This window comes from Streptomyces sp. MK7 (genome assembly GCF_032658145.1).
Classification (GTDB): domain Bacteria; phylum Actinomycetota; class Actinomycetes; order Streptomycetales; family Streptomycetaceae; genus Streptomyces; species Streptomyces spiralis.
Genome location: NZ_JAVACL010000002.1, coordinates 130,765 through 154,122 on the forward strand (window position 1 = coordinate 130,765; position 23,358 = coordinate 154,122).

At 70.6% G+C, this 23,358-nt stretch carries 22 protein-coding genes; 2 read left to right on the forward strand and 20 right to left on the reverse strand.

Annotation, left to right across the window (positions count from 1 at the left end; all coding sequences use genetic code 11):
- Positions 1–162: 162 nt before the first annotated feature.
- The 4 genes from R2S09_RS03255 to R2S09_RS03270 all read right to left on the reverse strand — a co-directional run bounded on the left by R2S09_RS03255 (position 163) and on the right by R2S09_RS03270 (position 4,467).
- A complete protein-coding gene (locus tag R2S09_RS03255; RefSeq protein WP_316739679.1) occupies positions 163–1,518 on the reverse strand; it encodes a replication-associated recombination protein A in 1,356 nt (451 codons plus the stop codon).
- 61 nt (positions 1,519–1,579) lie between these two features.
- Complete coding sequence (locus R2S09_RS03260; RefSeq protein WP_030166458.1) at positions 1,580–2,236, reverse strand: vitamin K epoxide reductase family protein; 657 nt, start codon at positions 2,234–2,236, stop codon at positions 1,580–1,582.
- A gap of 246 nt (positions 2,237–2,482) precedes the next feature.
- Positions 2,483–3,745 (reverse strand): histidine--tRNA ligase, encoded by a 1,263-nt coding sequence (gene hisS, locus R2S09_RS03265; protein ID WP_316739681.1) that lies wholly within the window; start codon positions 3,743–3,745, stop codon positions 2,483–2,485.
- Positions 3,746–3,756: 11 nt separating this feature from the next.
- Entirely contained in the window at positions 3,757–4,467 is a 711-nt protein-coding gene (locus tag R2S09_RS03270; RefSeq protein WP_306188536.1) for an MBL fold metallo-hydrolase, read from the reverse strand.
- Positions 4,468–4,635: 168 nt separating this feature from the next.
- Between R2S09_RS03270 and R2S09_RS03275 the strand changes: the two genes are divergently transcribed.
- Positions 4,636–5,481 (forward strand): peptidylprolyl isomerase, encoded by an 846-nt coding sequence (locus tag R2S09_RS03275; protein WP_316739683.1) that lies wholly within the window; start codon positions 4,636–4,638, stop codon positions 5,479–5,481.
- A gap of 138 nt (positions 5,482–5,619) precedes the next feature.
- The gene (locus tag R2S09_RS03280; protein ID WP_306188539.1) at positions 5,620–6,849 is read left to right on the forward strand and encodes a DUF349 domain-containing protein; all 1,230 of its coding nucleotides are present in this window, start codon (positions 5,620–5,622) and stop codon (positions 6,847–6,849) included.
- A gap of 85 nt (positions 6,850–6,934) precedes the next feature.
- Here R2S09_RS03280 and relA read toward each other — a convergent pair whose 3' ends face one another.
- From relA to pgsA, 16 genes are all read right to left on the reverse strand, one after another.
- Complete coding sequence (gene relA, locus R2S09_RS03285; RefSeq protein WP_306188541.1) at positions 6,935–9,454, reverse strand: GTP pyrophosphokinase; 2,520 nt, start codon at positions 9,452–9,454, stop codon at positions 6,935–6,937.
- 355 nt (positions 9,455–9,809) lie between these two features.
- Positions 9,810–10,349, reverse strand: a complete 540-nt coding sequence (locus R2S09_RS03290; RefSeq protein WP_306188607.1) for an adenine phosphoribosyltransferase — start codon at positions 10,347–10,349, stop codon at positions 9,810–9,812.
- 5 nt (positions 10,350–10,354) lie between these two features.
- Positions 10,355–11,473 (reverse strand): protein translocase subunit SecF, encoded by a 1,119-nt coding sequence (secF, locus tag R2S09_RS03295; RefSeq protein ID WP_316739686.1) that lies wholly within the window; start codon positions 11,471–11,473, stop codon positions 10,355–10,357.
- 3 nt (positions 11,474–11,476) lie between these two features.
- Positions 11,477–13,279 carry a protein translocase subunit SecD gene (gene secD / locus R2S09_RS03300; RefSeq protein WP_316739688.1) on the reverse strand — a complete coding sequence of 601 codons (1,803 nt, stop codon included), beginning with the start codon at positions 13,277–13,279 and terminating at the stop codon, positions 11,477–11,479.
- A 132-nt stretch (positions 13,280–13,411) separates the two neighbouring features.
- On the reverse strand, positions 13,412–13,900 hold the full coding sequence (gene yajC, locus R2S09_RS03305) for a preprotein translocase subunit YajC (RefSeq protein ID WP_306188543.1): 489 nt from the start codon (positions 13,898–13,900) through the stop codon (positions 13,412–13,414).
- A 163-nt stretch (positions 13,901–14,063) separates the two neighbouring features.
- Positions 14,064–15,134: a Holliday junction branch migration DNA helicase RuvB gene (gene ruvB, locus R2S09_RS03310; protein WP_306188544.1), complete on the reverse strand. Its 1,071-nt coding sequence runs from the start codon at positions 15,132–15,134 to the stop codon at positions 14,064–14,066.
- Positions 15,135–15,159: 25 nt separating this feature from the next.
- A complete protein-coding gene (ruvA, locus tag R2S09_RS03315; protein WP_306188545.1) occupies positions 15,160–15,765 on the reverse strand; it encodes a Holliday junction branch migration protein RuvA in 606 nt (201 codons plus the stop codon).
- On the reverse strand, positions 15,762–16,301 hold the full coding sequence (ruvC, locus tag R2S09_RS03320) for a crossover junction endodeoxyribonuclease RuvC (protein WP_306188546.1): 540 nt from the start codon (positions 16,299–16,301) through the stop codon (positions 15,762–15,764). The genes ruvA and ruvC overlap by 4 nt, the downstream gene beginning before the upstream one ends.
- Before the next feature lie 203 nt (positions 16,302–16,504).
- A complete protein-coding gene (locus R2S09_RS03325) occupies positions 16,505–17,257 on the reverse strand; it encodes a YebC/PmpR family DNA-binding transcriptional regulator (protein WP_306188547.1) in 753 nt (250 codons plus the stop codon).
- 50 nt (positions 17,258–17,307) lie between these two features.
- Positions 17,308–17,919, reverse strand: coding sequence for a pyridoxal 5'-phosphate synthase glutaminase subunit PdxT (gene pdxT, locus R2S09_RS03330; protein WP_316739692.1), 612 nt, complete (start codon positions 17,917–17,919; stop codon positions 17,308–17,310).
- A 44-nt stretch (positions 17,920–17,963) separates the two neighbouring features.
- Positions 17,964–18,878 (reverse strand): pyridoxal 5'-phosphate synthase lyase subunit PdxS, encoded by a 915-nt coding sequence (gene pdxS, locus R2S09_RS03335; RefSeq protein ID WP_306188550.1) that lies wholly within the window; start codon positions 18,876–18,878, stop codon positions 17,964–17,966.
- A 143-nt stretch (positions 18,879–19,021) separates the two neighbouring features.
- Positions 19,022–19,633: a hypothetical protein gene (locus tag R2S09_RS03340; RefSeq protein ID WP_316739693.1), complete on the reverse strand. Its 612-nt coding sequence runs from the start codon at positions 19,631–19,633 to the stop codon at positions 19,022–19,024.
- Positions 19,634–19,744: 111 nt separating this feature from the next.
- On the reverse strand, positions 19,745–20,293 hold the full coding sequence (locus R2S09_RS03345) for a hypothetical protein (RefSeq protein ID WP_306188553.1): 549 nt from the start codon (positions 20,291–20,293) through the stop codon (positions 19,745–19,747).
- 183 nt (positions 20,294–20,476) lie between these two features.
- Positions 20,477–21,655: a glycosyltransferase family 4 protein gene (locus tag R2S09_RS03350; protein ID WP_306188555.1), complete on the reverse strand. Its 1,179-nt coding sequence runs from the start codon at positions 21,653–21,655 to the stop codon at positions 20,477–20,479.
- A complete protein-coding gene (locus R2S09_RS03355; protein WP_306188556.1) occupies positions 21,652–22,569 on the reverse strand; it encodes a phosphatidylinositol mannoside acyltransferase in 918 nt (305 codons plus the stop codon). Before R2S09_RS03355 ends, R2S09_RS03350 begins: the two co-directional genes overlap by 4 nt.
- Entirely contained in the window at positions 22,566–23,297 is a 732-nt protein-coding gene (gene pgsA / locus R2S09_RS03360) for a phosphatidylinositol phosphate synthase (RefSeq protein WP_037868126.1), read from the reverse strand. Before pgsA ends, R2S09_RS03355 begins: the two co-directional genes overlap by 4 nt.
- Between the last annotated feature and the right edge of the window lie 61 nt (positions 23,298–23,358).

The window sequence follows — 23,358 nt, forward strand, 5'->3', positions numbered from 1 at the left end:
CTCCCAGGGCTCTGGGTGGTGGTGGGCTGCCCGCGACACCGTTCATCGGTGCGCGACGCTCCTGGAGTCCGCTCCCCGGGGCTGGCCCGGGACCGGGTCTCCGGCTGGGTGTCCCGCTCTGACTGCGCGGAACTCAGCACTTCGGGTCAGTCTACAGGGCGTTCAGGTGCGCTTTCGACCGAGGTGCTTGCGCGTCCATTCCACCGCGTCGGCGTAGCGCGCCTCGGCGCCGTGTCTGCTCGGGGAGTAGTACTCGCGGTCCTTCAGGGCCTCGGGGGCGTACTGCTGGGCGGCGATGCCCTCGGGCAGGTCGTGCGGGTAGACGTAGTCCTTGCCGTGCCCGAGCTTGGTCGCGCCCTTGTAGTGGCTGTCGCGCAGATGCGCCGGGACCGGTCCGGCCAGTCCCTTGCGTACGTCGTCCAGGGCGGCGCCGATCGCGGTGGTCGCGGAGTTCGACTTGGGCGCGAGGGCCAGGGCGACGGTGGCGTGGCTGAGGGTGAGCGCGGCCTCGGGGAAGCCGATCATCGCGACGGCCTGGGCGGCGGCCACCGCGATCGGCAGCGCGTTCGGATCGGCGAGGCCGATGTCCTCGCTGGCGGAGATCATCAGGCGGCGCGCGATGAACCGCGGGTCTTCGCCGGCCTCGATCATCCGAGCCAGGTAGTGCAGCGCGGCGTCGACGTCGGAGCCGCGGATGGACTTGATCAGGGCGCTGGCCACGTCGTAGTGCTGGTCGCCGTCGCGGTCGTACTTCACCGCGGCCCGGTCGACGGTCTCCTCCAGCGTGGTCAGGCCGATCTCGCTCTCGCCCTTGTCCAGGGCGGCGCCCGCGGCGGCCTCCAGGGCGGTCAGGGCCCGTCGGGCGTCACCGCCGGCGATGCGCAGCAGGTGGTCCTCCGTGTCCGCGGGGAGGGTGACGGTGTCCTTCAGGCCCCGCTCGTCGGTGAGCGCGCGGCGCAGCAGGCCGCGGATGTCCTCGTCCGTGAGCGGTTCGAGGGTGAGCAGCAGGGAGCGGGACAGCAGCGGGGAGATCACCGAGAAGTACGGGTTCTCCGTGGTGGCGGCGATCAGGGTCACCCAGCGGTTCTCCACCGCCGGGAGCAGGGAGTCCTGCTGGGCCTTGCTGAAGCGGTGGATCTCGTCGAGGAAGAGGACGGTCTCCTGGCCGTACCCGCCGGAGGCGCGGCGGGCGCCGTCGATGACCGCGCGGACCTCCTTGACGCCCGCGGTGATCGCCGACAGCTCCACGAAGCGCTTGTTGGTGGCCTTGGAGACGACGTACGCCAGCGTGGTCTTGCCGGTGCCGGGAGGGCCCCACAGGATCACCGAGGAGGGCCCCGCCGGTCCGGTCGCGCCCTCGCCGACCAGCCGGCGCAGCGGCGAGCCGGGCTTGAGCAGGTGCTGCTGGCCCACCACCTCGTCGAGGGTGCGCGGGCGCATCCGGACCGCGAGGGGGCTGGCGGCCGGGTCCTTCTCCTGACGTTCTTCTGCTGCGGCGGTGAACAGGTCGGGCTCCACGCTGAAACCCTATGGCACCGCACTGACAACGCCGTCGGGGCCGGGTGGTGGGCCCTGCCGGTCAGGCCCAGAGGCTGCTGCCCCAGCGGGTCAGGATCAGCATGGCGATGACGCCGCTGTGGGTGACCGGGAGCACCCAGGTGAACTCGCCGAGGAAGTTCTTCACGGCACGCGGCGCGGGCAGGAAGTCGTTGCGGATGTTGAACGAGGTCACGTACCAGAACATGGTGAGCGTGGCGACCCAGGCCAGCGAGCACCACAGGCACAGCGCGTTGATCCGGTACAGCGACTCGAACTGCAGCCAGGTGACGAAGCACACCCCGAACAGCGTGCCGAAGTTGAACGTCAGCCAGTACCAGCGCGGGAAGGTGGCGCGGGCCAGCAGGCTCATGCCGACGCAGATCACGATGCCGTAGCAGACCAGGCCGAGCAGCGGGTTGGGGAACCCGAACACGGCGGCCTGCTTGCTCTCCATGACGCTGCCGCAGGACACGATCGGGTTGAGGCTGCAGCTGGGGGTGAAGGTCTTGCCGCTCAGCTTGCCTTCGAGGATCTTCTGCTTGTCGATCGTGATGACCCACGCGGCGAGCAGCCCGGCCGCGCCGGTGATCACCAGCAGCAGCGCGAAGGCCCGGCTGCCGCCCACCGTCCGCGGTCCGGCCACCGCGCGGTCCGTCGCGGGGTCCGTGGAGACGTCCCTCACTGTCGTCTTGCTCATCACGCCGATTCCGTCACTGGAGAGGTGGACCTTCTTCGGGCACGGCCATTGTGCCGTACGCGCCGGTGTCTCCACCGTTCGTTGGACATAAGGAAGTACGCACAGGCGTCCCCGAACGTTCGAAATCGCCTGGCAGGACGAATCGGCACCCGCGGGGTTGACGTCGGTGCCCCGGCAGGCGAAGCGCGCCGGTGCGACGGTGGTGAGCCTGGCGGCCGTGTGCCGCCGGGCTCACCGTGCGTCTCCTCAGCCGAGCCGTGACTCCAGCTCCGCCACGATCTCGTTCACGCCGATCGCCGTCTGCTCGCCGGACTCCATGTCCTTGAGCTGGACGACACCCTCGGCGAGGTCGCGCTCGCCGGCGACGAGGGTGTAGCGGGCGCCGCTGCGGTTGGCGTTCTTCATGGCGCCCTTGAGGCCCTTGTTGCCGTAGGAGAAGTCCGCCGCGATGCCCACCTTGCGCAGCTCGGTGATCTTGGCGAACAGCACCCGGCGCGCCTCCTCGCCGAGCGGGACCGCGAACACGCTGGTGGTGGCGGGAAGCTGGAGCTCGACGCCCTCCGCCTCCAGGGCCAGGACCGTACGGTCCACGCCCAGGGCCCAGCCCACCGAGGGCAGCGCGGGGCCGCCGATCATCTCCGACAGGCCGTCGTAGCGGCCGCCGCCGCCCACCGCGGACTGCGAGCCCAGGCCGTCGTGGACGAACTCGAAGGTGGTGCGCGTGTAGTAGTCCAGGCCGCGGACCAGCTTGGGGTCGTCCTCGAAGGCCACGCCCTGGGCCACCAGCAGGGACCGCACCTCCTCGTGGTACGTCTTGCAGGCGTCGCACAGGTAGTCGCGCAGCAGCGGGGCGCCGGTCAGCTGCTTCTGGACGGACTCCCGCTTGTCGTCGAGGACCCGCAGCGGGTTGATGTCGACGCGGCGGCGGGTGTCCTCATCCAGGTCCAGGCCGCGCAGGAAGTCCTGGAGCGCGGCCCGGTAGACCGGGCGGCACTCCTTGTCGCCCAGGCTGTTGAGCAGGATGCGGAAGTTCCTCAGGCCCAGCGAGCGGTACGCCTGGTCCGCCAGGACGATCAGCTCGGCGTCGAGCGCCGGGTCCTCGGCGCCGATCGCCTCCGCGCCGACCTGGGAGAAGTGGCGGTAGCGGCCCTTCTGCGGGCGCTCGTAGCGGTAGTAGGAGCCGGAGTACCAGAGCTTGACCGGCAGGTTGCCCGCCTTGTGGAGGTTGGCCTCCAGGGCGGCGCGCAGCACGGAGGCGGTGCCCTCGGGGCGCAGCGCCAGCCTGTCGCCGCCCTTGGTCTCGAAGGCGTACATCTCCTTGGTCACGATGTCGGTGGACTCGCCTACACCGCGGGCGAACAGCTCGACGCTCTCGAAGCCGGGGGTCTCGATGTAGCCGTAGCCGGAGTTGCGCAGCGGGGCGGCGATCGCCTCGCGCACCGCCAGGTACTTCGCGGAGTCCGGCGGGATCAGGTCGTACGTGCCCTTGGGGGCCTTGAAGGTGCTCACGAAGCCTCTCGTCACATTCCTCGTCGGGGAGCGTCGGCTTGCGCTCCCGGGCCGGCGGCCACCTGCCGCAGATAGGGGTTGGTGGCGCGCTCCTGGCCGATGGTCGTCTGGGGGCCGTGGCCGGACAGCACCACGGTCGAGTCGTCGAGCGGCAGGCACACGCGGGCCAGCGAGTCGAGCATCTCGGCCGTGTCACCGCCGGGCAGGTCGGTGCGTCCGATGGAGCCGGCGAACAGCAGATCCCCGGAGAAGAAGACCGACGGGACGTCCGCGGTCTCGGGCATCTGGAAGGTCACCGACCCCTTGGTATGGCCGGGCGCGTGCGCGACGGAGAACGAGAGACCGGCCAGGTCCAGCCGGGCGCCGTCGGCGAGTTCCTCGACGTCGTCCGGCTCCCCCACGGTCAGCTCGCCCATCAGCGGCATCCCGATGGAACGGCCGAGGGCCTTCTCGGGGTCGCTCATCATGTACCGGTCGGCCGGGTGGATCCAGGCCGGTACGCCGTGCGCTCCGCACACCGGGACGACCGAGGCGACATGGTCGATGTGGCCATGGGTGAGGACGACGGCGACGGGCTTGAGCCGATGCTTCTTCAGTGCTTCCTCGACGCCTTGGGCGGCCTGATGGCCGGGGTCGATGATCACGCACTCCTCACCGGCGGCGGGGGCGACGAGGTAGCAGTTCGTCCCCCAGGCCCCGGCGGGGAACCCGGCAATGAGCACGATCGTCCTTCGTTTGTGTCGATACGGGCGGCTACAGGTGTGGTCAGAGCCTACCGGCGCTGCCGGATCCTCAGCGAACCCATATACGGTACGGGGCACACACAGGCGTTCGGCTCACAGGACGCACCAGTACCGGTCGACACATGAGACGCATGAGGAGAGAACCCGGTGGTCAGCCAGGAGCAGCGGCGGCGTCAGCTCGCCCGGGAGAAGTTCTTGCGGCAGCAGCAGCGGCGTACCGCCGCACGGCGCAAGGCGCGCACGCGCAACTCGGTGATCGCGTCGGTGCTCGGCGTGGTGGTGATCGGCAGTGTCGCGCTGTACACGACCGGTGTCATGAAGAACGACAAGAAGGACGACAAGGCCAACGCGAGCGCGGACGTCACCCCCAGCGCCTCGGCCACCAGCAAGGCACCGGACCCGTGCGAGAAGCCGGCCAAGGGCTCGGTGAAGAAGCTGAGCTGGAAGAAGGAGCCGGCGATGACGATCGACACGTCGGCGAAGTACACCATGAAGCTCGCGACGACGTGCGGCGACATCGATGTGGCGCTGAAGGCGGCCGCCGCGCCGCACACCGTGAACTCGTTCGGCTTCCTGGCCGGCAAGGGCTACTTCGACCACACCAAGTGCCACCGGCTGACCACGAACGGCATCTACGTGCTGCAGTGCGGCGACCCGACGGGCACTGGCACCGGCGGACCCGGGTACACGATCCCGGACGAGAACCTCAAGGACAAGAGCCTGAAGGGCAACGTGTACCCGGCGGGCACGGTGGCGATGGCGAACCAGTACAACGCCTCCAGCAACCAGGGGCGCCACACTGGAGGCAGCCAGTTCTTCCTGGTCTACCAGGACAGTCAGCTGCCGCCCAACTACACCCCGTTCGGTACGGTTTCCGAGGCCGGGATGAAGGTGCTGAAGAAGATCGCCGCCGCGGGTGAGAACACGGGCGCCGGCGACGGGGCCCCGAACGCGACGGTCGTGATCAACAAAGCCACGGTCACGAAATCCTGAGCGTCAACTGCGTAATTTCGGTCGCGCTGGATGCGGACAGGCAAGGCGCCGTTCGCCTATGTTGGCCGTGACGAAACTGTGGACGATGCCCGGGGGAGCTTCGAGGCCCCCTAGCAGGCATCATGTGGAGGAGGCGCTGTGAGCAGCGACCCGTGGGGCCGCGTCGACGAGACGGGGACCGTGTACGTGCGGACGGCCGACGGCGAGCAGGTCGTCGGTTCCTGGCAGGCCGGCTCCCCCGAGGAGGCGCTGACCTACTTCGAGCGCAAGTACGAGGGCCTGGTTGTCGAGATCGGCCTCCTCGAGAAGCGGGTACGGACCACCGACCTGTCGGCGAAGGACGCCCAGGCGGCGATCGACCACCTGCGCGAGCAGATCGACGCGCACCACGCGGTCGGTGACCTGGACGCCCTGCGTGCCCGGCTGGACAAGCTGGTCGAGACGGTCGAGGCGCGGCGCGAGGAGCGCAGGGCGCAGCGCGCCCGTCAGGCGGACGAGGCCCGGCACGCCAAGGAGGCGCTCGTCGTCGAGGCGGAGGAGCTGGCCCGGTCGGACCAGTGGCGGGCGGCCGGTGAGCGGCTGCGCGCGCTGGTGGACACGTGGAAGGGGCTGCCGCGCCTGGACCGCAAGTCCGACGACGAGCTGTGGCACCGCTTCTCCCACGCGCGGTCGGCGTTCTCCAAGCGGCGCAAGGCGCACTTCGCGCAGCTGGACGCACAGCGCGAGGAGGCGCGCAAGACCAAGGAGCGGCTGGTCGCCGAGGCCGAGGCGCTGTCGGACTCGACGGACTGGGGTCCGACGGCGGCCCGCTACCGCGAACTGATGGCGGAGTGGAAGGCCGCGGGCCGCGCCCAGCGGGAGCACGAGGACGACCTGTGGAACCGTTTCCGCGGTGCCCAGGACGTCTTCTTCGCCGCCCGCAGCTCGGTGTTCGCCGAGCGGGACGCCGAGCAATCGGAGAACCTGAAGCTGAAGGAGGAGCTGGCCGAGGAGGCCGAGAAGCTCCTTCCGATCACGGATCTGAAGGCCGCGCGGGCCGCCTTCCGCTCGATCAACGAGCGCTGGGAGGCCATCGGCCATGTGCCGCGGGACGCCAGGCCGCGGGTCGAGGGCCGGATGCACACGGTGGAGCGGGCCCTGCAGGAGGCCGAGGAGACCGAGTGGCGCCGGACGAACCCCGAGGCTCGCGCGCGTGCCGAGGGTCTGACCGGTCAGCTGCAGGCCGCCGTGGACAAGCTGAGGGGCCAGATCGAGCAGGCCCGGAGCCAGGGCAACGCCGCCAAGGCGGACAAGCTGGAGAAGGAACTGGAGGGCCGCCAGGCACTCCTGGACCAGGCCCTGAAGGGTCTCCAGGAGTTCGGCGGCTGAAATCGGGCGGCTGACCGGCCCGTTGCGTCGCGAGAGGGCCCCGTACGGTGCGTACGGGGCCCTCTCGGCGTCGTGGGTACGGCGGTCACGCCCGGCTGCGCGCCGACGTCACCCGGTACACGTCGTAGACGCCCTCCACGCCGCGGACCGCCCGCAGGACGTGGCCCAGGTGTTTGGGGTCGCCCATCTCGAAGGTGAAGCGGGAGGTGGCGACGCGGTCGCGGGAGGTCTGGACGGCCGCGGACAGGATGTTGACGTGCTGGTCGGACAGGACGCGGGTGACGTCCGAGAGCAGCCGGGAGCGGTCCAGGGCCTCGACCTGGATGGCCACCAGGAACACCGAGGACTGCGTGGGCGCCCACTCGACGTCCAGGATGCGCTCGGGCTCGCGGGACAGTGACTCCACGTTGACGCAGTCGCTGCGGTGAACGGACACACCGCTGCCGCGGGTGACGAAGCCGATGATCGGGTCGCCGGGCACCGGCGTGCAGCAGCGGGCCAGTTTGACCCACACGTCCTCGACGCCCTTGACCACCACGCCCGGGTCCGCGCTGGAGCGGCGCTTGCGGCCGCGCCCGCGCGCGGGCGGCATGCTCTCGTCGATCTCCTCGGTGGCCGCCTCCTCGCCGCCGAGGGCCTGGACGAGCTTCTGCACGATGTTCTGCGCGGAGACATGGCCCTCGCCGATCGCCGCGTACAGCGCGGAGATGTCGGAGTAGCGCATCTCGTGCGCGAGCGTGACCAGCGAGTCGCCGGTCAGGATGCGCTGGATCGGCAGGTTCTGCTTGCGCATCGCGCGGACGATGGCGTCCTTGCCCTGCTCGATCGCCTCGTCGCGGCGCTCCTTGGAGAACCACGCCCGGATCTTGTTGCGGGCCCGGGGCGACTTGACGAAGCCGAGCCAGTCGCGGGACGGTCCGGCGCCGGTCGCCTTGGAGGTGAAGACCTCCACCAGGTCGCCGTTGTCCAGAGTGGACTCCAGCGGGACCAGGCGGCCGTTGACCCGGGCTCCTATGGTGCGGTGGCCGACCTCGGTGTGGACGGCGTACGCGAAGTCCACCGGGGTGGCTCCGGCCGGGAGCGCTATGACGTCGCCCTTGGGCGTGAAGACGAAGACCTCGTTGCGGGAGAGGTCGAAGCGCAGCGACTCCAGGAACTCGCCGGGGTCCTCGGTCTCCTTCTGCCAGTCCAGCAGCTGCCGCAGCCACGCCATGTCGTTGATGGCGTCCTTGTCCTTGGCGGACGACTTGGGCGCGTCGGTACGGACCTTGGAGGCGCCGGCGACGGCCTCCTGCTTGTACTTCCAGTGCGCGGCGATGCCGTACTCGGCGCGGCGGTGCATGTCGAACGTGCGGATCTGGAGTTCGACCGGCTTGCCGTTGGGTCCGATGACCGTCGTGTGCAGCGACTGGTACATGTTGAACTTGGGCATCGCGATGTAGTCCTTGAACCGGCCGGGGACCGGGTTCCATCGCGCGTGCACGGTGCCGAGGGCCGCGTAGCAGTCGCGGACGGTGTCGACCAGGACACGGATGCCCACCAGGTCGTAGATCTCCGCGAAGTCACGGCCGCGGACGATCATCTTCTGGTAGACGCTGTAGTAGTGCTTCGGGCGGCCGGTGACGGTCGCCTTGATGCGGGCGGCGCGCAGGTCGGCCTGGACCTCGTCGGTGACGATCGCCAGGTAATCGTCGCGCTTGGGGGCGCGCTCGGCGACCAGGCGGACGATCTCGTCGTACATCTTGGGGTAGAGGATCGCGAAGGCGAGGTCCTCCAGCTCCCACTTGATGGTGTTCATGCCCAGCCGATGGGCGAGCGGCGCGTAGATCTCCAGCGTCTCGCGCGCCTTCTTCTCCTGCTTCTCGCGCTTGAGGTAGCGCATGGTGCGCATGTTGTGCAGGCGGTCGGCGAGCTTGATGACCAGGACGCGGGGGTCCTTGGCCATGGCGACGACCATCTTGCGCACGGTCTCGGCCTGCGCGGCCTCGCCGAACTTGACCTTGTCCAGCTTGGTGACGCCGTCGACGAGCAGGGCCACGGTGTCGCCGAAGTCGCGGCGCAGCTGGTCCAGGCCGTACTCGGTGTCCTCGACCGTGTCGTGCAGCAGGCCGGCCATGAGGGTGGCCGGGTCCATGCCGAGCTCGGCGAGGATGGTGGTCACCGCGAGCGGGTGCGTGATGTACGGGTCGCCGCTCTTGCGCTTCTGACCACGGTGCCAGCGCTCGGCGACCTGGTAGGCGCGCTCGATCTGGCGCAGCGTGGCGTTCTCGATCTTGGGGTCGTTGCTGCGCACTATCCGCAGCAGCGGTTCCAGGACCGGGTTGTAGGGGTTGGCGCGCTGGACGCCGAGGCGGGCGAGGCGGGCGCGGACGCGGTTGGAGGAGCCGGAGCGGGTGGGCTGGCCCGAGGACGCGCGGACGGCCGGGGACTGGGCGGGCTTGGGGCGCGCGAGCTCGGCGGGCTTGTCGACGGGCGCGGCGTGGGCGTGCTCGGCCGTCCCGCGGGCATCGTTCTTCGCGTGCGACGCGCTCGGCGCGGGCTTCGCCGCGGACGCCGAGGCGGACTCGGGCTTGGCGGCGGTCAGTGGCTGGGCCTCGTCTGGCAAGAGGGCTCCTCGTGCGCGATCCGGGTCCCCCGGTCAGGCTCCGGAGATCCCATGGTAGCGATCGGGCCCACCGGCTTCAGCCGCAGGGTAAATCGCTCTGCCTGGTCTGTGGTAGTTTCCGTTCCTCCCGCAAGGGATCGGTTCGGGCCGGACCGCAACCTTTGGGTCGGAAGCCCCCTCCGGGGGAGCGGAGTCACGGTAGCGATCCCGGGCTGCCCGCGGGCTCGCCTTCAGGCCGCTGAGACGGCCTTCTGCAGGAAGAAACGCACGAGGCGGGTTCCGGATTCCTCCGGAGCCCGCCTCGCGGTGTCCTGCGCTTTACATGGCCTTGCGCGGAACCGTCCGCCCTCGCGCGTCAGATCTTCAGCAGGGACTCCAGCGGGGCGCCGGCCAGGGCCGGCTCCAGGCGGGCGCGTCCGCCGAGGAAGCCCAGTTCCATCAGGACCGCCACGCCGGCGACCTCGGCGCCCGCGCGGCGGATGAGCTCTATGGAGGCCTCTGCCGTGCCGCCGGTGGCGAGGACGTCGTCGACGACCAGGACGCGGTCGCCGGCGGCCAGGTCCTCGGCGTGCACCTCGATCTCCGCCGAGCCGTACTCCAGGTCGTAGGCCTGGCTGAGGGTGGCTCCGGGGAGCTTGCCCGCCTTGCGCACGGGGATGAAGCCGAGGCCCGCGCGGACGGCGACCGGGGCGCCGAGGATGAAGCCGCGGGCTTCCAGGCCGACGACCTTGGTGGCGCCCTGCCGGGTGCCGATGCCGGCCAGGGTGTCGGTGAGCGCGGTGAACGCCGCCGGGTCGGCGAGGAGCGGGGTGATGTCCTTGAACATCACCCCCGGCTCCGGGTAGTCGGCCACATCGCGGATGCGGCTGAGCAGCAGCTCCTGGACGTCGGTCATCGCGGTCACCGGCGCTTCCCCGAGGGTCGGCCACGGCCCCGGCTGCGCGAGGCGGGCTGGTTGCGCGGGCCGACGACCGCGGGCGCCGCGTCCTCGGGCTCGTCGGCGAACGACGACTCGGCGGACCGGTCCGCATCCGGCTCGCCCTGGGCGGCGGCCTGCGCCCGCTTGGCCAGGACCCGCTTGCGGAGGGCCTTCATCTGCGGCTCGCGCTCCTTGAGGTCAGCGACGAGCGGCGTGGCGATGAAGATCGAGGAGTACGCACCGGCCGCGAGGCCGACGAACAGCGACAGCGAGATGTCGTTGAGCATGCCCGCGCCGAGCACACCGCCGCCGATGAAGAGCAGGCCCGCCACCGGCAGCAGCGCGACCACGGTGGTGTTGATCGAACGCACCAGCGTGCCGTTGATGGAGCGGTTGGCGAGGTCGCTGTAGGTCCAGCGGGTCTGCCGGGTGATGTCCTTGGTCTGCTCCTTGAGGCTGTCGAAGACGACGACAGTGTCGTAGAGCGAGTAACCGAGGATCGTCAGCAGACCGATCACCGTACCTGGGGTGACCTCGAAGCCGACGAGGGCGTAGATACCGCTGGTGATCGTGATGTCGTGGATCAGGGCGACCAGCGCGGCCAGCGCCATGCGCCACTCGAAGGCGATCGCCAGGTAGATCACGACCAGGATCATGAAGATCGCCAGGCCCTGCCAGGCCTTGTTGGCGATCTGCTCGCCCCAGCTGGGGCCGACCAGGTCGGCGTTGATCTGCTCGGAGTTGACCTTCAGATCCTTGGACAGCTCGTCCTTGATCTGGTCGGACTTGCCGGTGTCGATGCCGGCGATCTGGATGCGCAGGCTGCCGTCACCGAGCTTCTGCACGATCGCGTCGTGGCCGGAGGCCTCCTCCGCGTACGTCTCGGCCTGGCTGACCGAGGTGCTCATGTGCTTCGGCGTGGTGAAGACCGCTCCGCCCTGGAACTCGATGCCCATGTTCAGGCCGCGCACCGCCAGGCCCAGGATGGCCGTGATGGTGATCAAGATGGAGATGCCGTACCAGATCTTGCGGTTCTTGACGAAGTCGTAGCCGACCTCGCCACGGTGCAGTCGGGCGCCGAGGTTGCCGAGTTTCGACATCTCTCACGCCTCCTTCGTCTCGACGGAGCCGGCGGCAGGACCGGAGGGACGGCGGGTGCGGCGCAGCGGCGGCTTGGCTCCCAGACTCTTGGGGTCGAGGCCGGACCAGCGGTGGCCGTGTGCGAAGAAGTTCCTGCGGGCGAGGATCGTCATCAGCGGCTTGGTGAACAGGAAGACGACGACCACGTCGAGCAGGGTGGTCAGGCCGAGCGTGAACGCGAAGCCCTGGACCTTGCCGACGGTGACGATGAAGAGCACCGCGGCGGCCAGGAACGACACGAAGTCGGAGACCAGGATGGTGCGCCGGGCCCGGGGCCAGCCGCGCTCGACGGCGGGGCGCAGCGAGCGGCCCTCGCGGATCTCGTCCCTTATGCGTTCGAAGAACACGATGAACGAGTCCGCGGTGATGCCGATGGCCACGATCGCACCGCAGACGGCCGGCAGGTTCAGCGCGAAGCCGATGGCCGGGCCGAGCAGCGACATGATCACGTAGGTGAGGATCGCGGAGACCAGCAGGGAGGCGACGGCGATCATCGACAGGCCACGGTAGTACACCAGCAGGTAGAGGACGACCAGGGCCAGGCCGATGGCGCCCGCGATGAGGCCGGCGTGCAGCTGGTCACCGCCGAGCGCGGCGGTGACGGTGGTGACGCTGTCCTCCTTGAAGGTCAGCGGCAGAGCACCGTAGGACAGCATGTTCGCCAGGCTCTGCGCCTCCTGCTGCGTGAAGCGGCCGGAGATCTCCGCGCTGCCGCCGGTCAGCGCCTGGCTGACGTACGGGTCGGAGACGACGTTGCCGTCCAGGACGATCGCGAACTGGTTCTGCGGCGACTGGTTCTGGGCCAGCTTGCCGGTGATGTCCGCGAACTTCTTGGCGCCCTTGGAGGTGAACTCCATGGTGACGGTCCAGCCGGAGGCGTTCTGCGTGTTGAAGACCGCATCGGCCTTCTTCACGTCCGTGCCGTCCACGGCGGCGGGGCCGAGGAGGTACTTCTGCCACAGGCCCTGCGAGTTCTGGCCGCAGGCCACGGTCGGGTCGGTGGGCTTGACGCCCTTGCCGGCGGTGGCGCGGGCGTCCTGCTTGGAGCAGTCCAGCGCGGCGTACTGGGCCTGGAGCTTGGCCGCGGCGTCGTTGGAGGAGCCGCTCGCGGACGGGGCCGGGCTGGTGGAGGCCTTGGGGGTGCCGGAGGCCTTCGGGGTGGCGGTGCCGCCCGCGGAGGGGGTGGCGTCCGCCTTCAGGCCGTCGGTGACGGCGCGGCCCTGCTGGCTCGCGGTCGCCGAGGGGGTGGCGGAGCCGGTGGAGGTCGCCTTGTCGCCGGTCTTGTCCGTGGCCTTGTCGCCGGGCTTGCCGGAGGCGCTGGAGGAGGCGCTCGGCGACGGGCTGGCGGCGGCGCCGGTGGAGACCTCGGTGGCCAGGACCGGGCGGAAGTACAGCTTCGCGGTGGTGCCGACCTGCTCCCGGGCCTGCTTGGAGTTCGTGCCCTTGGGGATGTTGACGATGATGTTGTCGTTGCCCTGGGTCTGGACCTCGGCCTCCGAGACACCAAGACCATTGACACGGCGTTCCATGATGTTGACGGCCGTGTCCATGTTGGTCTTGTTGATCGCGGATTCCTGACCGCGCTCGGGGACCGCCCGCAGTGTGATGCTCGTGCCGCCGGCCAGGTCGATGCCGAGACGCGGCGTGGTGTTACCGGAGGCGAACATGCCCCCGGTGAGCGCCACGATGGCGATCAGGATGAGGGCCAGCGAGCGCCATGGCTTGCTCTGGGCGCTCGCGCTCCGGCCCTTCTTAGGTGCTGCCACCTTCTCGTACTCCCTCTCGGGCCGCTCCGCGCCGGTGGGCCCGGGGGGCGGCCATGACATGGTGTCGGGCTCCCGCAGGAAGTGAAACACGTGCCAGGGCGCGCGGGCGGTACCGCGCGCCCTGGGTGGTGACTACTTCGCTTCGGAGTCGCCGTCGGTCTTCTTCGGCTCTTCGTCCGTCTTCGCCTCGGCGGGGGCGTCGGCCGGCTCCTCGGCCGCGTCCTTCTTGCCGAGGTCGATGGGCTTGTCGTCGGAAGCGTCGGCGGCGGGCTCGTCGGTCTCGGTGAGGGAGGAGGCGTCGTCGGGAACGATGTCGGCGTCGGACTTCAGCTCGTGCTCGATGCCGTGGACGATGCGGTTGTACTCGTCGTCGGACAGGACGGTCGCGATGGCGTTCTTGGCGAACAGCAGCTCCACGCCCGGTCCGGCGTCCAGGAGGACCGTGTCGTCATTGACCTCCTTGACCGTCGCGTACATGCCCCCGATGGTGCGGATACCGCTTCCGGGCTGCATCTGGTTCCGCATTGCGGCCGCCTGCTGCTGCTTGCGCTTGGCCGACCGGGTCATCAGGAACATGGCCCCGATGAGCACGATGAACGGGAGGAGGGTCACGAGACTCACGGGTCGGAACTTCCTTCACACGACCGCGAAAGTGAGCGGCCTGATGGTTGGGGGTATGTGTGCTGCCGACAAGGGCGGCATCGGCGGAGTCTAAGCGAGTCCGCGTGCAAGGAACAACGCTCAGCATGGCACCTGGGTTCCTCGCCCGGCCAATGGATCGCCGTCACGCCCCGAACAGGTCCTGTTGTCCGTTTCCCGCGGCTGACGAGCGGGGCGGGGTCAGGCCCAGGTGCGCCCAGGCCGCCGGCGTGGCGACCCGGCCGCGCGGGGTGCGGGCCAGCAGGCCCTCCCGGACGAGGAAGGGCTCGGCGACCTCCTCCACGGTCTCGCGCTCCTCCCCCACGGCGACCGCGAGCGTCGACAGTCCCACGGGCCCGCCGCCGAACAGCTTCAGCAGCGCCTGGAGGACGGCCCGGTCCAGCCGGTCCAGGCCACGGGCGTCGACCTCGTAGACCGCGAGAGCCGCCGCGGCGACCTCGCGGGTGACGATCCCGTCTGCCTTGACCTGGGCGTAGTCGCGCACCCGGCGCAGCAGCCGGTTGGCGATCCGGGGGGTGCCGCGGGAGCGGCCGGCGATCTCGGCGGCGCCGTCGGTCTCTATCTCGACGTCGAGCAGGTGCGCCGAGCGGTGCACGACGCGCTCCAGCTCCACGGGCTCGTAGAACTCCATGTGGGCGGTGAAGCCGAAGCGGTCGCGCAGCGGGGGCGGCAGCAGGCCCGCGCGGGTGGTGGCGCCGACCAGGGTGAAGGGGGGCAGTTCCAGCGGGATGGCGGTGGCGCCGGGGCCCTTGCCGACGATCACGTCGACGCGGAAGTCCTCCATCGCCATGTACAGCATCTCCTCGGCGGGCCGGGACATGCGGTGGATCTCGTCGAGGAAGAGCACCTCGCCCTCCTGGAGGGAGGACAGGATGGCCGCGAGGTCGCCGGCGTGCTGGATGGCGGGGCCGGAGGTGATGCGGATGGGTGCGTCCATCTCGGCGGCGATGATCATCGACAGGGTGGTCTTGCCCAGGCCGGGGGCGCCGGAGAGCAGCACGTGGTCGGCGGTGGCACCACGCGCGCGGGCGGCGCGCAGCACGAGGTCCAGCTGCTCGCGGACCTTCTCCTGGCCGATGAACTCACCGAGGTCCTTGGGGCGCAGGGCGGCCTCGACGGCCTGGTCCTCGCGGTCGGCGGCCGAGCCCACCAGCCGCTCGGCGGCGGGGGTGTCGGTCGTGTCGTCCCAGTTCATGTGGTTCGCCTCAACGGTGGTGGGGTCAGCGGGCACGGTTCAGGGTCTGCAGGGCGGCCTTCAGCAGCTGCCCCACCTGCGGTGTGCCGTCGGCGGCCTCGGCCTGCGGGGCCACGGCGGCCACCGCCTCGTCGGCCTCGCGGGTGGCGTAGCCGAGGCCCATGAGGGCGGCGTGCAGCTGGTCGCGCCATCCCTGGGTGACCGGCGCGCCCACCGCCGGGGCGCCGGCCGGCTCGCCCAGCCGGTCCTTGAGCTCCAGCAGCAGCTTCTGGGCGCCCTTCTTGCCGATGCCCGGGACGGCGGTGAGGGCCTTCTCGTCGCCGGTGGCGACCGCGCGGCGCAGCGCGTCCGGGGTGTGCACGGCGAGCATCGCCTGGGCCAGGCGCGGGCCGACGCCGCTGGCGGTCTGCAGCAGCTCGAAGACCTGGCGTTCGTCGTCATCCGCGAAGCCGTACAGGGTCAGGGAGTCCTCGCGCACGACGAGGGAGGTGTGCAGCTTGGCGGGCCGGCCGACGCGGAGCGTCGACAGCGTGTTCGGCGTGCACTGGACGGCCATGCCGACGCCGCCGACCTCGACGACCGCTGCGTCGGGGGCGAGCGCGGCGACGGTGCCGCTGACGAAGGCGATCATGCCGTACGGCCTTTCGTTGCATGGACTGTGTGGCGGGCGACCGCCTGCTGGAGCCGGTTCTGCGCGGGGGCGCGCCAGATGTGGCAGATGGCGAGGGCGAGGGCGTCGGCCGCGTCGGCCGGCTTGGGCGGCTCGGCGAGCCGGAGCAGCCGGGTGACCATGGCGCCGACCTGTGCCTTGTCGGCGCGGCCGCTGCCGGTGACGGCGGCCTTGACCTCGCTGGGGGTGTGCAGGGCGACGGGGATGTCCCGCCGGGCGGCGCACAGCATGGCGACGGCGCTGGCCTGAGCGGTGCCCATGACCGTGCGCACGTTGTGCTGGCTGAAGACGCGCTCCACGGCGACGCACTCGGGCCGGTGCTCGTCCAGCCACTGCTCGATGCCCTGCTCGACGGCGAGCAGGCGGTGGCTGAGGTCGGCGTCCACGGGCGTGCGGACGACGCCCACGCCGAGCATGGTGAGCGGGCGGCCCGCGACTCCGTCCACGACGCCGACTCCGCAGCGGGTCAGCCCGGGGTCCACCCCCAGTACACGCACGCGCCCCTCCCCTCTTTGCGGCTGAACCGCCGCCGCTCTCGCGGACCTGGCTGAGCACCGTCGTGGTTCCTCAATCGATGGTTGCGGTCCGTGGACGGTGATCTACGGATGACCGCCAGGCTAGCCGCTGCCACCGACAACGCCGGCGGGCCGGTGGTACGTGTCCCACCGGCCCGCCGTAATTCCGCTGAACCCGCGGAGCGTTACGCGCCGACCTTCTCCATGATCTCGTCGCTGACGTCGAAGTTGGCGAAGACGTTCTGCACGTCGTCGCTGTCCTCGAGCGCGTCGATCAGTTTGAAGATCTTCTTGGCGCCCTCCTCGTCCAGCTCGACCTGGACGGAGGGGACGAAGTTCGCCTCGGCGGACTCGTAGTCGATGCCGGCGTCCTGCAGAGCGGTGCGGACCGCGACCAGGTCGGTCGGCTCGCTGATGACCTCGAAGTTCTCGTCGAGGTCGTTGACCTCCTCGGCGCCGGCGTCGAGGACGGCGGCCAGGACGTCGTCCTCCGTCAGCTCGCCCTTGGGGACGATCACGACGCCCTTGCGGTTGAAGAGGTACGACACCGAGCCCGGGTCGGCCATGGAGCCGCCGTTGCGGGTCATGGCCACGCGGACCTCGGAGGCGGCGCGGTTGCGGTTGTCGGTGAGGCACTCGATGAGCACCGCGACGCCGTTCGGCCCGTAGCCCTCGTACATGATCGTCTCGTAGTCGGCGCCGCCGGCCTCGAGACCCCCTCCGCGCTTGATCGCGGAGTCGATGTTCTTGTTCGGGACCGACTGCTTCTTGGCCTTCTGGACGGCGTCGTAGAGCGTCGGATTGCCCTCGAGGTCGACGCCGCCCATACGCGCCGCGACCTCGATGTTCTTGATGAGCTTCGCGAAGAGCTTGCCGCGCTTGGCGTCGATCACGGCCTTCTTGTGCTTCGTCGTGGCCCATTTAGAGTGGCCGGACATCTGCCTGTCTCCTTCGCGTAACCCAACCTCTGCAACGAACTCCAGAGATCCTACAAGGACTCCGGTGCCCGGTCGGCCCGCACCATGTCGACGAACAGGGAGTGCACGCGGTGGTCGCCGGTCAGTTCCGGGTGGAACGACGTGGCCAGCGCGTTGCCCTGGCGGACGGCGACGATATGGCCGTCGTGCTCGGCGAGCACCTCGGCTCGGGCGCCGACGGACTCGACCCAGGGGGCGCGGATGAAGACGCCCTCCACAGGATCGCCCGTGATTCCCTTGACGTCGACCGCGGCCTCGAAGGACTCGTTCTGCCGTCCGAAGGCGTTGCGCCGGACGATCATGTCGATGCCGCCGATGGTCTCCTGGCCCGAGCGCGGGTCGAGGATCTTGTCGGCCAGCATGATCATGCCGGCGCAGGTGCCGTAGACGGGCATGCCGTCCCGCACGCGCGCGCGGAGCGGGTCCATCACTCCGAAGAGGACGGCCAGCTTGGAGATCGTGGTGGACTCGCCGCCGGGGAGGACGAGGCCGTCGACCTCGGCGAGCTCTTCGGGGCGCCGCACCGGCCTGGCCACGGCATCGGCCGCGGCCAGGGCGACGAGGTGCTCCCGTACGTCGCCCTGGAGGGCCAGGACGCCGATGACAGGGGCTTCGTTGGACATGCGTGAGGAACCTTCTCGCGGCTGCTCTTCGCTGCTGACCCGGCTTACCAGCCGCGGTTGGCGTAGCGCTCGGACTCGGGCAGGACGTCGCAGTTGATGCCGACCATGGCCTCGCCCAGATTGCGGGACGCGTCCGCGATGATCTTCGGGTCGTCGTAGAAGGTGGTGGCCTTCACGATGGCGGCGGCGCGCTTGGCCGGGTCGCCGGACTTGAAGATGCCGGAGCCGACGAAGACGCCCTCGGCGCCGAGCTGGCGCATCAGCGCGGCGTCGGCCGGAGTGGCCACACCGCCGGCGGAGAAGAGGACCACCGGGAGCTTGCCCAGCGCGGCGACCTCCTTGACCAGCTCGTAGGGGGCGCGCAGCTCCTTGGCGGCGGCGTACAGCTCGTGGTTGTCGAAGCCGCGGAGCTTGGCGATCTCGTTCTTGATCTGGCGCAGGTGGCGGACGGCCTCGACGACGTTGCCGGTGCCGGCCTCGCCCTTGGAGCGGATCATCGCGGCGCCCTCGGCGATGCGGCGCAGGGCCTCACCGAGGTTGGTGGCGCCACACACGAAGGGGGTGGTGAAGGCCCACTTGTCGGAGTGGTTGACCTCGTCGGCCGGGGTGAGGACCTCGGACTCGTCGATGTAGTCGACGCCGAGGGACTGGAGCACCTGGGCCTCGACGAAGTGGCCGATGCGGGACTTGGCCATGACCGGGATGGAGACGGCGTCGATGATGCCCTCGATCATGTCCGGGTCGGACATGCGGGCCACGCCGCCGTCCTTGCGGATGTCGGCGGGGACGCGCTCCAGGGCCATGACGGCGACGGCGCCCGCGTCCTCGGCGATCTTCGCCTGCTCCGGCGTGACGACGTCCATGATCACGCCGCCCTTGAGCTGCTCGGCCATGCCGCGCTTCACCCGGGCGGTGCCGGTCTCGGGGGTCTGGGCGGAGTCGGAAAGCGTGGTGGACACGGGTGACCTCACTCGGTGAAAAGAGGGTTTGGTGCACCGACGAGGAAACGGGAATGGACCAGTCCACGGCAAGGGCCAATGGGAACCCGGTGGATCCTTTTCACCGCGCGGCGCCCGTTTCGCGCCATCGTGTGGGTGCCCGGCTACCGCTCCCCGTTCTCCTGAACGGCCCTGGTCAGGGTGGTGTGGGCGCTGAGCGGTGAGTCGGCGGAGATCAGCAGCCGGCGGGCGGTGAGGGTGGAGCCGTCCCGCAGCCGCAGTTCCACCGGCTCCCGAAGGGCCACCGCGATGTCCGCGGCCCCGGCGACGGTGCACACCACGTCACCGTCGCCGCCGGGCACCGGCCGGACCCCGCGGCCGGGCGCGGACGCCGTCCGGCGCGAGACCGACCGTACGGCGCTCAGCGGAAGCACGATCTCGTCGAACAGCCCGGCGCGGATCATCAGCGCGCCGGCGGTGAGCCGGTGCGGACGGCGCCGGGTGACGGCCGCGAAGAACAGGGTCAGGTCGATGAGGACCGCCATCCAGACCAGGTGGAAGGGCTGCCAGGCGGGCGGGATCATCGAGACGTCCATGAGCGCCTCGACCACCACCTCCATGCCCACGAAGGCGAACACCGAGCTGCGCAGTACCCCCGAGTGGCCGATGACGACCTCCCCGGGCCCTGCGAGGGGCCGCCTGGTCAGCCAGGCGGTCAGGTCGCGCAACGCCGGTCCCAGCAGGTCCCGCGCGGTCCCCGTCACCTCGATCGCCATGTCGCCCCTCCGGTCGAGCCGCTTCGTCCGGAAACGATCACATCACGGACTGCCACGGCGTGACAGAACGGCACAGGTCATCCCCTGGCCGGAAACATTCGGCGGCGGAGGCTACTGGCGGTCCACCAGGGCCGTCGGTGGTTCGTCGTCCATTTCGAAGGCCATGGGGAACGGGGCGTGTCCGGCCAGTCTGAACCAGCGCACCTTGCGGTGTTCGCGGAGTCTGCGGGCCGCGCCGACGGCGTCGTTGTGGAAGCGGCGGGCCATCGGCACCCTGCGCACCGCCTCGGTCAGCTCGTGCGCCGCCTCCTCTCCCCCGGGCGCCTCGCGGACCGCCTCCACCTGCTGTGCCTCGGCGAAGACCGCCCGCAGCGCCTGGCTCAGCTCGCTCTCGGCGACCTCCCGCTGCTCCTCCTCGGACTGCCGGGCGGCGTGCGCGGCCTCGTACAGCACGATCGAGGCGGCCGGGTCGAGCACTCCGGAGGTGGCCAGCTCCTGGGCCACCGACGCGCGCCGCAGCAGCTGGGCGTCGAGCGCGGCACGTGCGGCGTCGATCCGGGCGTGCAGCCGGTCCAGCCGACCCGCCGTCCAGCTCAGATACAGGCCGATGACGACCAGCGCGACGAGGATCCAGATGAGCGTTGCGGTCACGGGCGGCAAGGCTACAGGGCGCTCCGCTGGGGGCGCCGGGGCCGGTGGGACGGTGGATTTTCAGGTGCCGTGGGTCGGTGTGGCCGTCCTTGGGGGCGGCCGCCCCCAGACCCCCGCTTCGGCCTGAACGGCCTCGTCCTCAAACGCCGGACGGGCTGGACTTCGCCCGCTCCGGCCCGCATCCCCTCGTTCTCAAACGCCGGACGGGCTGCTTTTTCCCGCCCTCAGTCGTGCCCGCAGGCCCGTGGCCCGGTCGTCCGCGGCGACCGCCGCGGCGCCGGCCGTCACGGTCTCGTACACCGACAGGATGTCCGCGCCCACCGTCGACCAGTCGAAGCGGCGGACGTGGGCGCTGCCGTGGGCGCGGAGTTCGGACCGGCGGGCCGGGTCGGCGAGGAGGCGCACGGCGGCGTCGGCGAGGTCGTCCGCGTCCTCGTTGGTGAACAGTTCGCCGGCCTTGCCCTGGTCCAGGACCTGGGCGAAGGCGTCCAGGTCGGAGGCGAGGACCGGGGCGCCGGCGGACATGGCCTCGACGAGGATGATGCCGAAGCTCTCGCCGCCGGTGTTCGGGGCGACGTACAGGTCGATGCTGCGCAGGAAGCGCGCCTTGTCCTCGTCGCTGATCATGCCGAGGAACTCCACACGGGAGCGCAGCTCCTTCGGCAGCGACTGGACCGCCTCCTCCTCGTCGCCGCGGCCCGCGACCAGGAGCCGGGTCTGCGGCCGGGCGGCGAGGATCTCCGGCAGGGCCCTCATCAGTACCGGCAGGCCCTTGCGGGGCTCGTCGATGCGGCCTATGAAGCCGATCGTGTCCCCCTGCCACTCGGGCCGGGGTTCGGCCCGGGCGAAGAAGTCGACGTCGACCCCGTTGGGGATCACCACCGCGTCGCCGCCCAGGTGTTCGACGAGGGTGCGCCGGGCGTACTCGCTCACGGCGATCCGCGCGCTGATCTTCTCCAGTGCGGCCTGGAGGATGGCGTACGCGGCGATCATCGCCCGCGACCGGGGGTTGGAGGTGTGGAAGGTGGCGACGATCGGGCCCTGCGCGGCCCAGCAGGTCAGGAGGCCCAGCGAGGGCGAGGTCGGCTCGTGGATGTGGATCACGTCGAACCGGCCCTCGTGCAGCCAGCGCCGTACCCGGGCCGCCGAGAGGAAACCGAAGTTCAGGCGCGCCACCGAGCCGTTGTACGGCACCGGCACCGCGCGGCCGGCCGAGACGACGTAGGGCGGCAGCGGGGTGTCGTCGTCGGCGGGGGCGAGGACGGACACCTCGTGGCCGAGGCCGATGAAGTACTCGGCGAGGTCGCGGATGTGGAACTGGACACCGCCCGGCACGTCCCAGGAGTAGGGGCAGACGATGCCGATCCTCACGTCCGCTCCCCGTCGGCCGGGCGGGGCTCGAGGTCTCCGAGCCACAAGCGCTGCAGCATGTGCCAGTCCTCCGGATGGTCGGCGATCCCCGTGGCGAAGGCATCGGCCAGCGCCTGTGTCATGGCAGACGTCTTCTCGGCCCGGGTACCTGTCTCCGGTACCTCGATCGGGGGATGGACGCGGCCCTGCATGACGGGTGAGTCGTCGTACCAGAGGGTGACGGGCAGCAGCAGGGCGCCGGTCTGCTGGGCCAGCAGGGCGGGTCCGGCCGGCATGCGGGCCGTCTCGCCGAAGAACTTCACCTCGACCCCGGAGGCGGACAGGTCGCGGTCGGCGACCAGGCAGACCAGGCCGCCGGCGCGCAGTCGCCGGGCCAGCGCGCCGAACGCGGAGCCGCCGCTGTGCGGCAGGACCTCCATGCCGAGGCCCTCGCGGTAGGCGACGAACCGGTCGTAGAGCGATTCGGGCTTCAGGCGCTCGGCGACCGTGGTGAACGGCGTCCGGAGCTCGGTGGTCACCCAGGCGCCGGCCAGGTCCCAGTTGGCCAGGTGGGGCAGGGCGAGGACGACGCCCCGGCCGGAGGCGAGCCCGTCGGTGAGGTGGTGCACGTCCTTGGGGGCGAAACCGGTGCGCACGCGCTCGGGGCTCCAGGCGGGCAGCCGGAAGGACTCCATCCAGTAGCGCAGATACGAGCGCATGCCCGCACGGGACAGCTCCGCCAGGTGCTCGGGGCTCGCGTCGGGCACCACGCGCGCGTAGTTGGCCTCCAGCCGCAGCACGCCCTTGCCGCGCTGCTTCCAGGCGAGGTCGGCGATGGCGCGGCCGAGCCGCACGGCGACCGGCTCGGGCAGCTTCTTGACGGTGCTCCAGCCCAGGCCGTACAGGGCGTCGGTGAGACGGTCCCGGGCGCTCATGTGGCCGCCCCGCTCCCCTGGTTCTCCTGCCGTGCGGCGGCGGCCTCCGCCTCCTCCGACTCGCGGCGGACGGTGACGACCCGCTGGATCAGCGTGACCAGGCTGCCGGCGGCGACGATCCACAGCGCGACCGGCAGCAGGTACTGGATGCCGGGCACGCCGAACTTGTGCAGGCCCGCGAAACCGGCCGCGACCAGCGAGATCACCAGCCGTTCGGCGCGCTCGACCAGCCCGTTGACGGCGACGGGCAGGCCGATCGACTCGCCGCGCGCCTTGGTGTACGACACCACCTGGCCGCTGGCCAGGCAGAAGATCGACACCGCGCACAGCACGTTGTCGTCGCCCCGGCCCGCGTACCACAGCGCGAAACCGCCGAAGATCGCGCCGTCGGCCACCCGGTCGAGAGTGGAGTCGAGGAAGGCGCCCCAGCGGCTGGAGCGGCCGAGCTGGCGGGCCATGTTGCCGTCGACCAGGTCGGAGAACACGAACAGGGTGATCACGACCGTGCCCCAGAAGAACTCGCCCCGGGGGTAGAAGACCAGCGCGCCCGCGACCACTCCGGCGGTGCCGATGAGCGTGACCGTGTCGGGGCTCACGCCCCGGCGGATGAGAAACGCGGCGAACGGTGTGAGGACACGCGTGAAGAATGCACGCGCGTACTTGTTCAGCATGGCCTTCCCGAGGGTCGGTGTCGCCGGGCGGCCCCTGCTGGCCACCGGCGGGCCCAATCGTAGCCACGCGCGCGCGTGGGCGACGTCCGGGCACCCGCGGGGCCGCTCGGCGGCCACC

Bases quoted from the DNA above. Each gene is read 5' to 3' on its own strand.
- ruvA (WP_306188545.1), bottom strand. From the start codon at position 15,765: ATGATCGCCTTCGTCAGCGGCACCGTCGCCGCGCTCGCCCCCGACGCA.
- R2S09_RS03260 (WP_030166458.1), bottom strand. From the start codon at position 2,236: ATGAGCAAGACGACAGTGAGGGACGTCTCCACGGACCCCGCGACGGAC.
- R2S09_RS03325 (WP_306188547.1), bottom strand. From the start codon at position 17,257: ATGTCCGGCCACTCTAAATGGGCCACGACGAAGCACAAGAAGGCCGTG.
- R2S09_RS03340 (WP_316739693.1), bottom strand. From the start codon at position 19,633: ATGGCGATCGAGGTGACGGGGACCGCGCGGGACCTGCTGGGACCGGCG.
- R2S09_RS03355 (WP_306188556.1), bottom strand. From the start codon at position 22,569: ATGAGCGCCCGGGACCGTCTCACCGACGCCCTGTACGGCCTGGGCTGG.
- R2S09_RS03290 (WP_306188607.1), bottom strand. From the start codon at position 10,349: ATGACCGACGTCCAGGAGCTGCTGCTCAGCCGCATCCGCGATGTGGCC.
- secF (WP_316739686.1), bottom strand. From the start codon at position 11,473: ATGTCGAAACTCGGCAACCTCGGCGCCCGACTGCACCGTGGCGAGGTC.
- ruvB (WP_306188544.1), bottom strand. From the start codon at position 15,134: ATGAACTGGGACGACACGACCGACACCCCCGCCGCCGAGCGGCTGGTG.
- pdxT (WP_316739692.1), bottom strand. From the start codon at position 17,919: ATGTCCAACGAAGCCCCTGTCATCGGCGTCCTGGCCCTCCAGGGCGAC.